The organism is Aurantivibrio plasticivorans (assembly GCF_055392955.1).
In genome coordinates this window covers 2,911,084-2,925,722 of the sequence record NZ_AP036020.1, presented here as the reverse complement: position 1 = coordinate 2,925,722, position 14,639 = coordinate 2,911,084, and the positions used below count along the sequence as shown (strand labels likewise).

Below are 14,639 nucleotides of genomic sequence, written 5' to 3'. Positions count from 1 at the left end.
AATGCCGCTTTACAGTAACTCCACCTATATCATTGGCGCTAGTTGTCACTCGGTTCTTGGAGATAACCTGCCTGCCAGTGTGCCGTTACTTCGGCAAAAGCCTGGATCTCCTTCAAAGCTCGATTGCCGTTTAACCGGTACTGAAACTAAAGTCCCATACTTTCTGCTCTCAGGGTGTGATTACCATGATGCCGATGTTCGGTATGAGTTCGTTCTAACCAATATTATTCAAACCGCTATTAGCGACGCAGGCTTAAATGAGCAGGAAGTCGCCGCTATGGGTTTGTTTTTGGGTTCGTCGTCCTTCGATATTGCACGGGAAGAAATTCGCTATGCGAAAGCGCTTGAGGACGAGGACAATGCGATACCCTTAGCGGAGTGCGGAATGGCTATTGTGGCCGAAAATATTCGCAAACGCTTCGGGATAAAAGGGCCTGATTTGAGTTTCAATACAGCCTGTACATCAAGCGCCAATGCCGCCTGGTACGCTCATTTGGCGATCCAATCTGGCTTGATAGAACATGCGTTGGTGTTAACCGTAGAGTTTGCTAACGATACGACGACATATGGTTTTCAGGGGTTACAGCTAATTAGTCAGAATGGCGTCGCGCCGTTTGACGAACGACGTGATGGCATCGTGTTAGGGGAAAGTTGCGCTGCTGCTGTGCTTTCAGCTAGGCCCCCTGTAGATGGTCAACGATCAATTAGCATTGCCGGTGGGGCAAACCTTTGTGATACCTACAGCATGTCAATTACTCACGAGGATGGTACAGCGGTTGCTGACGTTATCAGGCAGGCTTTAACGAGTGCGGATATCGAGTGGAGCGATATACAGGCCATTAAGTGTCATGGCACTGCGACTATCGGAGGAGATGCGGCGGAAGCGAAAGGTATGCTGTCAGTTTTTCCTGAATTGCCTCGGTGTGCTGTTATTAAACCCTTTATTGGTCACACGCTTGGTGCCTGCGGTCTGTCCGAGCTGTTACTGTTCGGTGCGGCGATCCAGCAGGGCTTCGTTCCTGGAACGCCAGGTCTTTCTAATGAGGGGGAGAACTTAGGTTTTGTGTTAAATCAAACACCAAGCGAGGCGTTGCCGGGGTTCTATTTGCTAAATTATTTTGGCTTCGGAGGCAACAATACATCGCTAGTGATTGCGTTAGAGGGAGAGCTGTCATGAGCCTCCAGCTTCCTCCACTTGCCATTCACGCCGTCGGAACCTATAGCAATGTTTATGGTGAAGATACAGATACCTTAGTCGACTTGAAGCCAGTACTGAAACAATATGTTAAAAATGTTCCGAGGCGCTTAACGCGTTTTGTCCAGTTGGCATTAATTGGAGCAAGTGAGTGCGCGGCTGGACGTGAGCTGCCTGAGCAAACGGGAGTGTATTTTTCATCGTGTCGAGGCGACACCGGTGTCACCAGTCAGTTGCTGGATGAGCTGGTTAGAGATCGGCATCCTCCAGCTCCTCTGAATTTTGTAAACTCAGTCAGCAATGCCGCGTGTTTCTACGTGGCGAAAGTCTTACAGCTCTACGGTCGCAGTAACTTTGTATCCAATTACTATGAACCGGTTGTTGCAGCACTCACTGCAGCCCAGTTAGATTTAAGTGTGACCGCAATGCCAGCCGCTTTGGTGGGCAGCGTTGAGAGTTGCTCTTCACCATTGGCAAATCATCGTCGGCGCTTATCAGTTAGCCCAGAACGCAGTGTTGCAGAGGCAACCAATTGGTTGTTGGTATCGAGTAAAAGTCGGCCACTAACGTCAGTGTTTCCTGTGTTGGGGTACGTGAATCACATCGGTTATTTTGATAGTTTGGAGGCTCTACAGGATTGGCTAAAGGCCCAGACAGGTATTTCCGAAACAGAACTCTGGTGCGGCCAGCATTTGCCTGTCGATGTCAGGGCTTCTATTCAGCAATCGTCAGGGATACAGCGTTGCAACGACTATGTTCGTCAGGACGCTTATTATGATAGCCCGACTGTAGAAGGGATATTGCAGTATTTGAATTCAGGTACTGGTAAATCGATGTTGCACATTAATGCCGATCCAACGGGACGCTACACGCTCCTACATGTCTCTCGCGCATAATCACCAGCTCGGTGGCATCAATGTGTCGCTAAGTTATGGCAGGACTAAAATAGCCTTTTTAGAAGCCGCCAAACTTCAGCTTCTTTGTCTGCGCAGGCGTTGAGGATGTTGTTAAGCTTTTCTGCGTCCATCGGCATACGGTTTCGAGTCATTTTACTTGCATGTAATGCAAAGTTTCTCCATTCGTCCCCAGCTTCTGTCATTTGTTTAGACGCTTGAGTTAAAAGCTCCGGCTCCAAGTGCTGTGCAGCCTCTTTAAGAAATGCGGCATAAATAAAACGAAAGCCGGCACCGCCAGTGCCAATCTCTTCTTGCATCCTAACAATGTGCCCTAAATACAAATTAAGATGTTTGTCTTTTTTAATAGGGTGTTTGGCAAGTTTTATGATTTGTTTGCCGAGATAGCGAATGCCTTTGATGCCAATGAACGGCAAGGGCGCGTGCATTACTTTGTAATTGGCTTTAATCGCTTTTTTTATTGCGGCGGGTAAATCGAGTGCTTGAGGCATTGTCTTGGGGTAGTACATCAAGCCTTTGGCTGCCAGTGCGCCTTTAGCAAAGCGCGCTTTCTTTAGGCCTTTCGCATCGCAGCGAAGCGCGGTTTCAAATACAGGATCGCTGACAAGGTAATCGCCTTCGTGTTTCTTAAAGGCAATAAGGTTGTGCCCGTTGAAGTGGAACTGCATTTCTCGGGGGAAATAAGGTAGCCAATATACGTTAGTTTGTAGCCCAACTGGCTTGCCTTCTGATAACAAGTTATCAAGCGCGGCCATGCCGTGTTCTTCGTTGCGGAACGTTTTAAATTCGAACTTTATCCCGGTCCGTTTTTGCAGCCCTTTTATGATAGCTTTTGGCGGCATTCTGTAGGCGATCATCGGCATGCCAAACAATTTAATAAACGGAATATAGGCAAACGTGAGCGCTCCGGCTAAGCCGAATGCCATAGGCTCTGAAAGAGGTAGGCCGTAGTGGCTAGATAAACCTGCAGCGACGCCACTCTCGCAATGCGCTGACTGGATATGGTTAAAGCTGGTATCTTGCACCGCAAAAGGGTTGGCGGGGCTCTCGCTGTCGACGTCAGTCGTAGCGGTAGTTATATCAGTCATGTTAGGTTCAACTTAATTATTGTGGTGTGCTAAATTCGACTGGGATGCTCTTTAGTTGCGATAGTTCCAATCCCAAGGCATCACCGTAACGGGTGAGAGTTTTATCTGGAAGTGTGTTGAAAACACTGGGCTTAAAATGACGCTTTACTCGCCACTGAAACATGCCAACAGTTTGTGCCAGCATCGGGAGGTCCATTCGATTGTTATACATGTGATACTCAAGGGGCGAGCTGATGCCCTGTTGGGCTTGTTGCCAAGCCCTGAAGCAATCACTTTCAATTTCGCGAATGGCCTCTTTGGTTGCTTCGCCCTCAACTTCCCAGCCACTAGATTGAACGCCTAGGTAATTGCCTTTGTCATCCGTAGCATAAAAAAGTTTACGCTGGCCCGCGTAAGTCGACACGCTATCTTGAGGGACATCGTTCTTTTTCATAGAAGCACTAATTTATCAGGCAACGGTGAGGCTCATCATGGCAGAAGAAAAACGTCCACTTTCAGGAATGTAACAGAGCAGGCGCTGGCCTTTTTCGAGTTTTCCTGAATGGTAGAGTTCGTCGAGCATAATGTAGATCGATGCAGAGCCAGTGTTTCCTTTCTCGCTTAGGTTGGTGAACCACCGCTCTTGAGGGATGTCTAGTCCACCTTGCTGCAAACGATAAGACACTTCGTCGCGGAAGAAGTGTGAAGAGTAGTGTGGCAAGAAATAATCGAACTGGTCTGGCGTTAGTTGGTAGCGTTCCACCAACTCGGCAATAGGCTTTTGAACTGTGTAGAGCATAACGTTTTCGTTTAATAACTTAACGTCTTGTTTAACAGCCAATACAGACTGGTTGTTTCGCTCTTCCTGATTGAACATCTGCCAGCCCGTTGTGCTGCCATCTTCATTTTTGACGGCGCCAGCATACATGCATGTTTCCATCTCACCCGCATAGGAGAAAATATGGAGCCAATCGACTTTTAAAGATAGTCGATCTTTTGCTGGTTGAGGTTCGAGCAGTGCTGCGCCAGCACCATCGGATAGCATCCAGCGCAAGAAATCTTTTTCAAATGCAAGCTCAGGTTTTTTCCCGAGCGCTTCAACAAGCACATCAGATTCTGCTTGGAAATTTCTTGCTTGCATTGACGCTGAAGCGAGCTCGGAGCCGGTAGCGATAGCAGACTTAAATTCTCCAGCTTTAATTCCAAGGTAGGCGTATTTGAAGGCAGTCATACCGGCAAGGCAGACGCCAGCAGTACCCGCTACTTCGAGTGGGTTGATACCTAGCTCGCCTTGAACCATGACCGCATGGTTTGGCATTAATTGATCGGCAATGGAAGTACCCGAGGTTAAGCAATCTAATTCATTGAGATCGATTGTGCCTTCGCTGACTTTTTTCACCGCTTCTGCTGTTAGCTGGGCGTTATTAAAATTAAATTCCAAGCTCGTGGGGTCGATGGCGTAGTGACGGTTCTTGATGCCGTTGCTGCGTAATATTAAGCGGCGGGCCCGCGAAGGTCTAGGTCCTACCTGACCCAGAATGCGTTCCATGTTGTCGTTGTCGACCGGCGGGTTCGGTAAAAATGCCCCCAGATTTGTAATATAAACGGAGTTGTCGCTCAAGATTGTTGCTCCAGATAACTTGTCGCTTCGCCGGAGGGCGCCGCGTAATACGTTTTTTGCGCTTGAATATGTTCATGGGTCACTGGTGCTAATAGCTTCTTGATGAGCGCATTTAGAGGCACAACAGTAAGCAGCATAATGACCAAAAACGTGAAGTAAATAAATATAACTGCTTTTCGAGGTAAGGACGATTGTGGTCCAAGCGATAGCAGTAATTTCCCCCAGATTCTAAAACTGCGATGGGCAATTTTTTCTGATGCGATAACCTTTTCGTCAACTTTGACTGCGCCAAGCCCGGTTAGCATGGTTTGCAAGGGGGTATTAGATTCAATTAGCTTGTTACGAATGACTTCGCCAAATCGGCTGGCATTGTTAATGTCTGCTTCGCTAACCCCCGCTTTAGGAATAAGCCCGCCAAGAAATGGACCCTTGCTACCCGATAACATCCAAAGTGGTGTCGCGAATAATGACGCAAAGCTATCCGCTTGGTCTGTTAGCACAATGTTATCTATGAGTTTTGCGCCGCAATTGCGAAGCTTTTCTTTGACTTTTTCCTGAGCCATTAACCACATGTTGCGGCACCCTATAACCGTAACGACAGGTTTGTCTTTCAGTAATGTTTTGGCAGTCTCAGAGTTTAAAAACGTGCCTACCGGTCGAGAGGGTGACAAAAACCATACTGTGTAGCACAAAATCACCAAGTCGTAGTCAGCGTTAACGTCAATACTTAGGGGTTTGAGTTCGATGGGCGTTTCGTAAACCGTGTCAGGGAAGTTGTTAAAGAACGTCACAAACGGCCACGGGAACGGGAATGGTGTGCTGGGTTCGATGGGTTGCTTAATAACCTCAATATCCTCAGATGCTCCAATCAGCGGGCTGATGATAGAGTCTGTTATGCGAGACAATTGTCCTGTCTGAGAATACCCCAGCACGAGTACGCGCTTCTTCATTGCGATTACAGCATCCCCTTTAAAAACATATACCAAGTCCCGTGGTTGGGAGTCTACCCAAACGGCGAATTATGCCATAGCCACTATTTAGAGTGCTAGGGTAGAGGACTAATGTAAGTGTTTCTTAGATGGAGGGGAAACCAAGCGCAAACCGGGCGATGGGCTGGGTGCGGCTGAGTTTGCCCCCAGTTGTGGTTGGCGCCTTGTTGTAGGGGCGTGCAGGTGGTGGGAGGATACCAGTCGTTGACTGCTTGATAGCCTCTCTAGCCATGTGGGGCCAGCGGCTTCCATCACGCGCTCTATGAGCTGACGGATGGTGGGTTCAGTTTGGAGGTGAAACAGCTCTAGTAACTGTTCCATTAATTCTGGGTCCGATAGACACAGCAGGTGCTTCGAGCTTTCCGGTAGTCTGCGCCGAATTTCAATGGCTAGCTTGATGACGTTTGCGCTGTACATCCGAAAGAATGCTCCGTTGGCTATCTAGTAGGTAAATAGGGTTGTTAGTGCTATCGATAATTAGTCTCGATAGTGTCCGCCCATCAAGCCTAAGATGATTTAGGCGACTTTAGAGCTAAGCGGCGCAGAGTGCAACTTTCATTAAATGCTATGCCTATGAATATGTGACCAAGTTAATACTTTGTCCAGGTTGCGCCTCTGAATGGTCGGTTTCAGGCATATTCGGAAGCTTTTGTCGTGCTGGTCATTTTTACTAAAAGCTGGTTAGATGCGCGCAGACGACTCGCAATCACTTTTATTTGTCGCTGCATGGCACGTGGATGTCAGTGGAAGAAACTATGAATAAGGCAGCAGGCCATCTAATTGTAGACCTTAATGCTATCCAAGCGAATTGGCGCCGGATTGTTGAGGAGGTTGGTGTTGACTGCCAGGTATCCGCTGTTGTCAAAGCGGATGCCTATGGGTTGGGTGTCTCGGAGGTTGCGTCTGCCCTAGCAGGTGCGGGGTGTCGACAGTTTTTTGTTGCGACTGTCGATGAGGCTTTGCAGTTGCGCGCGATTCTGAATGAGCGGAATGCGGATATTTATATCCTTTCCGGAGTGACCGTCGATGCATTTTCGTTATGTCAGCACCATAAATTTATCCCAGTGCTCTTCACCTCAGAGCTCGTAGCTCAGTGGTCCGAGTATTGCCGCCAGAGCGGTGAGGCGCTAGAGAGTGTTATAAAGATTGATACGGGGATGCATCGCCTGGGGCTCACAATGGAGGAGTTCGATCACCTGTTGCGCTCTCCTGGTGTTGTTCACAATGCAAACCCTGGTTGCATGATGAGCCATTTAGCGTGTGCAGATGAGCCAGGTCACTCACTCAACGCCGTTCAGTTGGCTCGCTTTCGACTATGTCATGAGCAGCTCCTGAGCGTTGTTTCGTCGGTCCGAACAAGCTTTGCAAATTCCTCTGGTGTTTTCCTTGGGGCCGATTACCACGGTGATATTGTGCGACCTGGCTATTCTCTATATGGCGGTAACCCTTTGCCAGGAAAGCCCAACCCGATGCAGGCTGCAGTGTCTTTAATGTTGCCGGTAGCTCAAGTTAAGCGCGTCTGTGGTGCGGCAACGGTTGGGTATGGAGCGACCTTCCAGATTGCTGAAGGGGAGTGCCGAAGGTTGGCGATCGTCCAGGGTGGCTATGCCGATGGTATTTTTCGCTGCCTAAGTAATCAGGGGTGTGGGTACGTTGGTGGGCACCGCGTCGATATGGTGGGGCGTGTTTCGATGGATACCGTCGTCTTTGATGTTACTGCGGTCCCCGAGGAGTTAAATATAGGTCAAGTTGAGTTGCTGGGGCCCCATCAAGGTGTTGATGACTTGGCCGTTGCGGCCAACACAATCGGGTATGAGGTGCTTACTCAGCTTGGTGAGCGATACCACCGCACCTACATCTCCAACTCTTAGAAAATTTTGTAATTTAGTGGTGGCCAGCGCATGGTGCTGGGGCTAAATCTGAGCGCGTTAATTGTTGAGAAGTTAAACCATGAATATTGAAAAAGTCATTGAGATTCTTGCTGATGGGGGCATTCACTCTGGTGAGGAGTTGGGGGCAGCACTGGGAGTCAGTCGTACTGCAGTTTGGAAACAGCTTAAAAAACTGGAAGGGATGGGGTTGTGTGTCGAGAGCGTGAAAGGGCGGGGGTATCGTCTACCTAACGGTTTGGAATTGCTCGAATTGACTAAACTAAAAGCGCAAGTCTCGGAACAGATGCTTACTCATTTGACTGGCATTGAGTTGTTTGGGTCTATTGATTCGACCAACACCCATGTGATGAATCGTGCTCAAGACGGTGCCGGTCACGGCCTACTATGCCTTGCGGAGCATCAAACGTCTGGCCGCGGTCGCCAGGGGCGGCAGTGGGTTAGCCCTTATGGCCGTAACATCTACCTGTCTCTTGGTTGGCAATTCGTTAGCGGCGTTGCTGCGCTAGAGGGGTTGAGTTTGGCTATAGGGCTGGCAATTGCTAGAGCCTTGACCAATCACGGTGTGGAAGGGGTTCAACTCAAGTGGCCGAATGATGTGCTAATTAATCATCACAAAGTTGCTGGTGTATTGTTGGAAATGACTGGCGATGCATCGGGCGTCTGCCAGGTTGTAGTGGGAGTTGGGATCAACGTCCATATGTTGGAATCTGAAGCTAAAGACATAGACCAGGCTTGGGTCAGCGTTGGCGATATTAAGAAGGTTTCTCGTAACACGCTCGCGGGTGACTTAGTGCATGAGTTATTGGTGATCTTATCTGAATTTGAGGCTGGCGGGTTTGCTCCCCTCCGAGAGGAGTGGGAGGCGTTTGATCTTTTCCGCGATCGCGATGTGTGTATTACGGCTGGCGACCAAGTTACTGAGGGGCGAGTGTTGGGGGTGTCTGACAACGGCGCTCTAAGGTTGCACAGCGCCAGTGGTGACGAGCAATTAATCTACGGTGGTGAAGCCAGTTTGCGGCGTGCGAGTTAGGTTGTGATTTTAGATTTAGATGCCGGTAATACTCGGCTCAAGTGGCGATTGCAGGGGTCAGGAAATGTGCAGGCAGGAGCTTGTCTGTATGCCGATATGGCGGAGTCTCTGTCGGGGCTTGGCGAGATACGTAGAGTCCGGGTTGGCTGCGTTGCTGGAGCTGATCGCTTAAATGAGATTAGTGCTTTGTCGTCGAAGAACTGGGGGTGTGAGGTTGAGGTGGCCAAGGTTCAGCCGCTGTGTGCGGGCGTTGAGCAGGGGTATGTTGAGCCAGCAAAATTGGGTGTGGATCGTTGGCTTGCGGTATTAGCAGCGTATAACGAAAGTCGTTCATGTTGTGTTGTGGTCAGTTGTGGAACTGCAATTACGGTCGACTTGGTGGATGCTCAAGGTATTCACTTAGGTGGGTATATAGTACCCGGCTTTGAGTTGATGAGGCAGGCGCTGTTTTCTGGAACACATGCAGTTCAGGTGCCTCCTGCTGCAGAAATAGCCGAGCTTAAGCCTGGCGCTACGACGCTTGAAGCGGTTAGTCAGGGGTGTTTGCAGATGGTTCTCGGATTAGTGTGTTCAGCGAAATCCCAGTTAGGCAATACCAATGTGACGACCTTTTTATCAGGGGGGGATGCTTCAAAACTCTTGCCTCATCTTAATAGTGATGGGGTTTTGTTGCGTGAGCAGTTGGTGTTGGACGGCTTGGCCTATGCATTGCCATAGTGTAGTGTCCCGTTGATAAGTCGTGTGTTGGTCACGCTCTGGAATGGAGAATCAATAATAATGCGATGGGTTGTCATTAGTCTGATAGTGATAAATGTAGTGGTGCTGGGTTGGCAATTGGCAACCCTAAACCCGGTCACTGAAGAGCACTCGGCCAAAGCACCTGTTTTGAAGCAAAATGTCCCCTCTTTAAGTCTCCTAAGTGAGCTAGAGCTAGAGGAGCGTCAAGCCTTGCTCGCGAGCAAACCTCGAGTTGATTTAAGGTCTGAAGGCTCTCCCGACGAGCCTTTGTGCACCTTGATCGGTCCGTTTCCGCGGTTGCTGCGGGCTGAATACTTTGTCGAGCGGCTGGCAGCCTTTGATGTGCCTGGGGTGGTGCGCGAGGTTGAGATTCCGGGTGAAATTGGATACTGGGTATACCTACCGGCTCAAGATACTCGAAAGCAAGCATATGAAACGCTTCGAGAGCTCCAGGCAAAAGGAGTGGATAGCTACGTCATACCAAAAGGTGAGCTGGAAAACGGCATTTCTTTTGGTATGTTCAGCAAGGTTGAGTTAGCTCAGCAAAGACTTAAAGAAATGCGCGAAGACGGTTATCCGGCTGAGCTTAAAGAAGTTGCGCGCTCTTATCGCGAAGTTTGGGTGGTGGTTCAGCCTGGAATTGCTAAAAATTTAGACGAAGAGGCCTGGCAAAACCTGCTGACGGCAGAAGAAGGGCTAGAACGTCGACAAAATTTCTGCCCACCTGTTGCCAGCGAGTAAAAGTTTCTCTAGAATCCGCGCTCCACTCTTGAGGGTAGTCATCGATTGACGCTTTCGGAGTTGTGAAGAGCTGGTGTAGCTCAGTTGGTAGAGCAGCTGACTTGTAATCAGCCGGTCGGGGGTTCAACTCCTCTCACCAGCTCCACTTTATAACGCCCCAAGTCAGGTATCTGGCTTGGGGCGTAATCACTCTGGGTTAGTAGCAGAGGTGGTGATAATAAAGCTCCACGTCTAACTATCAGAAATTATTAAACTTTTTAATGTTTCGTTGGTTGACAACAGTGGGGTCGAGCCGGACAATGGCCGGCTACTTTCGCAGGGGTTCCCGAGTGGCCAAAGGGATCAGACTGTAAATCTGACGCGCAAGCTTCGGTGGTTCGAATCCACCCCCCTGCACCATTACAGTTTTATGCGAGCAGACCGGTTGAGTCTGTCTGTCAGGCCCGGGCTGCTGCTTATGCGCTGTGTGGGTTTGTCGCTGAGTTAGGCGGGCATAGTTCAGTGGTAGAACCTCAGCCTTCCAAGCTGATGATGCGGGTTCGATTCCCGCTGCCCGCTCCAATTTGATATGCGCTAATTGCTTTAAGCGGTTTGTAGGCATAGCGAAGGCTTTTTGGCTCATATAGCTCAGTCGGTAGAGCACTTCCTTGGTAAGGAAGAGGTCACCGGTTCAAATCCGGTTATGAGCTCCAGTTTTTGTCCATGGTGGCGGGTGCTGCTGTGGGCTTTTGTATGTTGGTTTTATTTAAATTGTCGTTAATGGCCCGTTACATTTGATTGTTGGGCTGAGTCGAGGAGGCTTCCGCAATGGCGAAGGAAAAATTCGAACGTAGTAAACCCCACGTAAACGTGGGCACCATTGGACACGTGGATCACGGTAAAACCACGTTGACAGCAGCGCTGACACGCGTGTGTGCAGAAGTGTGGGGCGGTGCTGCCGTTGCGTTTGACGGTATCGATAACGCGCCAGAAGAGAAAGAGCGTGGTATCACCATCTCGACTTCACACGTTGAGTACGACTCACCGACTCGTCACTACGCGCACGTTGACTGCCCAGGGCACGCCGACTACGTGAAAAACATGATTACTGGTGCTGCTCAAATGGATGGCGCTATCTTGGTATGTTCTGCCGCTGACGGCCCTATGCCTCAAACGCGTGAGCACATCCTCTTGTCTCGCCAGGTAGGTGTGCCGTTCATTGTTGTATTCCTCAACAAAGCGGACATGGTTGACGACGAAGAATTGCTTGAGTTGGTTGAAATGGAAGTGCGTGAGCTTCTTGATCAATACGACTTCCCAGGCGACGACACGCCAATCATCACAGGTTCTGCATTGATGGCGTTGGAAGGTAAAGACGACAACGAAATGGGTACTACCGCTGTTAAGAAATTGGTAGAAACGCTAGACGAGTACATCCCAGAGCCAGAGCGTGATACTGACAAGCCGTTCTTGATGCCAATCGAAGACGTATTCTCGATCTCAGGTCGTGGTACCGTTGTTACTGGTCGTGTTGAGCGCGGTATTATCACTGTCGGCGAAGAAATTGAAATCGTTGGTATCAAAGACACCACCAAAACTACCTGTACGGGTGTTGAAATGTTCCGCAAGCTGCTTGACGAAGGTCGTGCAGGTGAGAACGTTGGTGTACTTCTTCGTGGTACTAAGCGTGAAGATGTTGAGCGTGGCCAAGTATTGGCTAAGCCAGGTTCAATCACGCCACACACCAAGTTTGAGTGTGAAGTGTATGTATTGAGCAAAGATGAAGGTGGTCGTCATACGCCATTCTTCAAAGGCTACCGTCCACAGTTCTACTTCCGTACCACTGACGTAACCGGTGCGTGTGAATTGCCAGAAGGTACTGAGATGGTAATGCCAGGTGACAACGTCTCAATGACTGTTACCTTGATTGCGCCAATTGCGATGGAAGAAGGTCTGCGTTTTGCGATCCGTGAAGGCGGTCGTACTGTAGGTGCTGGCGTAGTTTCTAAGATCATCGAATAATCTCTACTTTTCTAGCATATAAAGCTAGATCACTTTGGCACCGCTTGCGGTGCCTTTGTGCATGTAGAAGTGATTTTAAAGGCTAAATTTGGCCTTTGAGTTACAGGCCAGTAGTTCAATTGGTAGAGCACCGGTCTCCAAAACCGGGTGTTGGGGGTTCGAGTCCCTCCTGGCCTGCCATTTTTAGGGTTGAAGTTGGCCCAATTGTTAAGAGCAAACCGATTAAGGCTAGTTGTTGCCGATGAATGCAAAAGTAGAAACCCCTGAGTATCGCCTGGATCTGGTGAAGTGGCTGGTGGTGATTGCGCTGGTAGCGGCTGGCGTTATCGCAAATTCGTACTATGCTGAATTGCCATTATGGTATCGCGTTCCGGCACTTTTGGTTGCTGGGCTTGTTGCGTTGTTGATCGCGACGCAAACAGCAAAAGGCGCTGCGACGCTTGCTCTGTTGCGAGAGTCGGTTGTAGAGGTGCGTCGCGTCGTTTGGCCAACTCGACCAGAAACAAATCAGACTACGTTGATTGTGGTCGCTGTTGTCGTTGTTATGGCTTTTCTACTTTGGTTGCTTGATTCTTCATTAGGCTTTTTGGCATCTCTAATTTTAGGATAAGAACGTCCCATGGCTAAACGCTGGTATGTAGTTCACGCCTATTCAGGATACGAGAAAAAAGTCGCCAATGCGCTCAAAGAGCGTATTGATTTGCATGATATGCAAGACCAGTTTGGCGACATTATGGTGCCCACTGAGGAAGTGGTTGAAATGCGTGGCGGCCAAAAACGTCGCAGCGAGCGCAAGTTCTTCCCTGGTTACGTGCTCGTCCAAATGGAGCTCAATGACGATACGTGGCACTTGGTGAAAGATACTCCGCGAGTTATGGGTTTTATTGGTGGTAAGGCGGATCAGCCGGCACCGATTACTGAGAAAGAAGCGCAGAATATCTTGCAGCGTGTTGATGACTCTGTAGAAAAGCCGAAACCGAAGACGATCTTTGAGCCTGGCGAGATGGTTCGCGTTATCGATGGGCCGTTCAATGACTTTAACGGTGTGGTTGAAGAAGTTAACTACGAGAAGAGCCGTCTACGCGTATCTGTATTGATTTTTGGTCGTTCTACGCCAGTTGAGCTAGAGTTTGGCCAGGTCGAGAAGACCTAAAATAATTTTACCGAGGTGAGATCCTCATTTTTTAACAGGGGAGTCTATGACGATCAGCTCCAACTGATCTGAGGCGTTACTACCCACAATAGGAGTCCTATCATGGCAAAGAAAATTGAAGCTTATATTAAGCTGCAAGTCGCCGCCGGTCAGGCTAATCCAAGCCCCCCCGTTGGTCCTGCATTGGGTCAACACGGCGTAAACATCATGGAATTCTGTAAGGCATTCAATGCTCAGACTCAAAGCCTTGAGCCTGGCAGCCCAGTGCCCGTTGTGATCAGTGTATACAGTGATCGCAGCTTCACCTTCACCATGAAAACACCACCTGCTTCGTTCTTACTTAAGAAGGCAGCAAAGATTAAGAGTGGTAGCGCCCGTCCTAATACCGACAAAGTTGGTAAGGTGACTCGCGCGCAGCTTGAGGAAATCGCCACTATGAAAATGGCTGACCTTACTGCTGCTGACATGGACGCTGCTGTACGTACTATTGCCGGTAGTGCTCGTGCTGCAGGTATCGAAGTGGAGGGTGTGTAAGTTATGGCTAAGCTTACTAAACGTCAAAAAGCATTTAACGAGAAAGTTGATACTGCTAAACAATACTCGATCGACGAAGCCGTTGCTTTGTTGAAAGAGTTGGCAACTGCAAAGTTTTCTGAAACTGTTGAAGCAGCTATTAATCTGGGTATCGACCCACGTAAATCAGACCAGGGTGTTCGTGGTGCAACCACTTTACCTAATGGTTCTGGTAAAGAAGTTCGTGTTGCTGTTTTCGCGCAAGGCGCGAACGCTGATGCAGCTAAAGAAGCTGGTGCTGACATTGTTGGCATGGAAGATTTAGCGGAAAGCATTAAAGGTGGCAACATGGATTTTGATGTTGTTATCGCTGAGCCAGCGGCTATGCGCGTTGTTGGTACTTTGGGTCAAGTGCTTGGTCCTCGTGGCCTTATGCCAAACCCTAAGACTGGTACAGTAACTCCTGATGTTGTTGCTGCTGTAAACAATGCGAAAGCTGGTCAGGTTCGATATCGCGCAGATAAAGGCGGTATCATCCATGGCGGTATTGGCAAAATTTCATTTGATGCACCGGCTATCAAGCAAAACCTTGAAGCTCTAATTGGCGACTTGAAGAAAGCAAAACCTTCAGCTGCTAAAGGTGTTTATCTCAAGCGCATTTCTTTGAGCACTACAATGGGCCCAGGCATTGCGATTGATCAAGCTAGCCTCGATATTTAATTGGCTGGTAACAAGAACTTTGGGGTTTGCGGAGCGTTTACGTTTCGCAAGCTATCAAAGACCGT

At 49.0% G+C, this 14,639-nt stretch carries 16 protein-coding genes and 5 tRNA genes; 16 read left to right on the top strand and 5 right to left on the bottom strand.

Annotated elements, in window-relative coordinates; all coding sequences use genetic code 11:
* Nucleotide 1 precedes the first annotated feature (1 nt).
* Together ACZ5NB_RS13245 and ACZ5NB_RS13240 are read left to right on the top strand one after the other, a co-directional pair.
* Nucleotides 2–1,177 carry a beta-ketoacyl synthase N-terminal-like domain-containing protein gene (locus ACZ5NB_RS13245; RefSeq protein ID WP_460234879.1) on the top strand — a complete coding sequence of 392 codons (1,176 nt, stop codon included), beginning with the start codon at nt 2–4 and terminating at the stop codon, nt 1,175–1,177.
* A complete protein-coding gene (locus ACZ5NB_RS13240; RefSeq protein WP_460234880.1) occupies nt 1,174–2,091 on the top strand; it encodes a hypothetical protein in 918 nt (305 codons plus the stop codon). The genes ACZ5NB_RS13245 and ACZ5NB_RS13240 overlap by 4 nt, the downstream gene beginning before the upstream one ends.
* A 44-nt stretch (nt 2,092–2,135) precedes the next feature.
* On the opposite strand, the gene darH is transcribed toward ACZ5NB_RS13240, so the two are convergent.
* From darH to ACZ5NB_RS13215, 5 genes are all read right to left on the bottom strand, one after another.
* Nucleotides 2,136–3,197 (bottom strand): BtrH-related acyltransferase DarH, encoded by a 1,062-nt coding sequence (darH, locus tag ACZ5NB_RS13235; protein ID WP_460234881.1) that lies wholly within the window; start codon nt 3,195–3,197, stop codon nt 2,136–2,138.
* 16 nt (nt 3,198–3,213) lie between these two features.
* Nucleotides 3,214–3,630, bottom strand: coding sequence for a DarG family dialkylresorcinol biosynthesis protein (locus ACZ5NB_RS13230; protein WP_460234882.1), 417 nt, complete (start codon nt 3,628–3,630; stop codon nt 3,214–3,216).
* Between the two features lie 15 nt (nt 3,631–3,645).
* Nucleotides 3,646–4,797 (bottom strand): beta-ketoacyl-ACP synthase III, encoded by a 1,152-nt coding sequence (locus tag ACZ5NB_RS13225; protein WP_460234883.1) that lies wholly within the window; start codon nt 4,795–4,797, stop codon nt 3,646–3,648.
* On the bottom strand, nt 4,794–5,747 hold the full coding sequence (locus tag ACZ5NB_RS13220) for a flavodoxin family protein (RefSeq protein ID WP_460234884.1): 954 nt from the start codon (nt 5,745–5,747) through the stop codon (nt 4,794–4,796). Before ACZ5NB_RS13220 ends, ACZ5NB_RS13225 begins: the two co-directional genes overlap by 4 nt.
* 108 nt (nt 5,748–5,855) lie before the next feature.
* A complete protein-coding gene (locus ACZ5NB_RS13215; protein WP_460234885.1) occupies nt 5,856–6,203 on the bottom strand; it encodes a hypothetical protein in 348 nt (115 codons plus the stop codon).
* A 338-nt stretch (nt 6,204–6,541) separates the two neighbouring features.
* Between ACZ5NB_RS13215 and alr the strand changes: the two genes are divergently transcribed.
* The 14 genes from alr (at nt 6,542) to rplA (ending at nt 14,574) form a co-directional block, all read left to right on the top strand.
* On the top strand, nt 6,542–7,657 hold the full coding sequence (alr, locus tag ACZ5NB_RS13210; protein WP_460234886.1) for an alanine racemase: 1,116 nt from the start codon (nt 6,542–6,544) through the stop codon (nt 7,655–7,657).
* Between the two features lie 79 nt (nt 7,658–7,736).
* The gene (birA, locus tag ACZ5NB_RS13205) at nt 7,737–8,708 is read left to right on the top strand and encodes a bifunctional biotin--[acetyl-CoA-carboxylase] ligase/biotin operon repressor BirA (RefSeq protein ID WP_460234887.1); all 972 of its coding nucleotides are present in this window, start codon (nt 7,737–7,739) and stop codon (nt 8,706–8,708) included.
* Between the two features lie 3 nt (nt 8,709–8,711).
* On the top strand, nt 8,712–9,425 hold the full coding sequence (locus ACZ5NB_RS13200) for a type III pantothenate kinase (RefSeq protein WP_460234888.1): 714 nt from the start codon (nt 8,712–8,714) through the stop codon (nt 9,423–9,425).
* 60 nt (nt 9,426–9,485) lie between these two features.
* The gene (locus ACZ5NB_RS13195; RefSeq protein WP_460234889.1) at nt 9,486–10,187 is read left to right on the top strand and encodes an SPOR domain-containing protein; all 702 of its coding nucleotides are present in this window, start codon (nt 9,486–9,488) and stop codon (nt 10,185–10,187) included.
* A gap of 69 nt (nt 10,188–10,256) precedes the next feature.
* A tRNA-Thr gene (locus tag ACZ5NB_RS13190) sits at nt 10,257–10,332 on the top strand.
* Between the two features lie 170 nt (nt 10,333–10,502).
* Nucleotides 10,503–10,586: transfer RNA gene (locus ACZ5NB_RS13185), tRNA-Tyr, on the top strand.
* 88 nt (nt 10,587–10,674) lie between these two features.
* Nucleotides 10,675–10,748 (top strand) — tRNA-Gly (locus tag ACZ5NB_RS13180).
* Nucleotides 10,749–10,803: 55 nt separating this feature from the next.
* A tRNA-Thr gene (locus tag ACZ5NB_RS13175) sits at nt 10,804–10,879 on the top strand.
* Nucleotides 10,880–10,994: 115 nt separating this feature from the next.
* The gene (gene tuf / locus ACZ5NB_RS13170; RefSeq protein WP_460234890.1) at nt 10,995–12,188 is read left to right on the top strand and encodes an elongation factor Tu; all 1,194 of its coding nucleotides are present in this window, start codon (nt 10,995–10,997) and stop codon (nt 12,186–12,188) included.
* A gap of 104 nt (nt 12,189–12,292) precedes the next feature.
* Nucleotides 12,293–12,368: transfer RNA gene (locus ACZ5NB_RS13165), tRNA-Trp, on the top strand.
* Nucleotides 12,369–12,429: 61 nt separating this feature from the next.
* Complete coding sequence (secE, locus tag ACZ5NB_RS13160) at nt 12,430–12,798, top strand: preprotein translocase subunit SecE (RefSeq protein ID WP_460234891.1); 369 nt, start codon at nt 12,430–12,432, stop codon at nt 12,796–12,798.
* Between the two features lie 9 nt (nt 12,799–12,807).
* Entirely contained in the window at nt 12,808–13,341 is a 534-nt protein-coding gene (gene nusG / locus ACZ5NB_RS13155; RefSeq protein WP_460234892.1) for a transcription termination/antitermination protein NusG, read from the top strand.
* Between the two features lie 102 nt (nt 13,342–13,443).
* A complete protein-coding gene (rplK, locus tag ACZ5NB_RS13150; RefSeq protein WP_460234893.1) occupies nt 13,444–13,875 on the top strand; it encodes a 50S ribosomal protein L11 in 432 nt (143 codons plus the stop codon).
* A 3-nt stretch (nt 13,876–13,878) separates the two neighbouring features.
* The gene (rplA, locus tag ACZ5NB_RS13145; RefSeq protein WP_460234894.1) at nt 13,879–14,574 is read left to right on the top strand and encodes a 50S ribosomal protein L1; all 696 of its coding nucleotides are present in this window, start codon (nt 13,879–13,881) and stop codon (nt 14,572–14,574) included.
* The last annotated feature ends 65 nt before the right edge of the window (nt 14,575–14,639 follow it).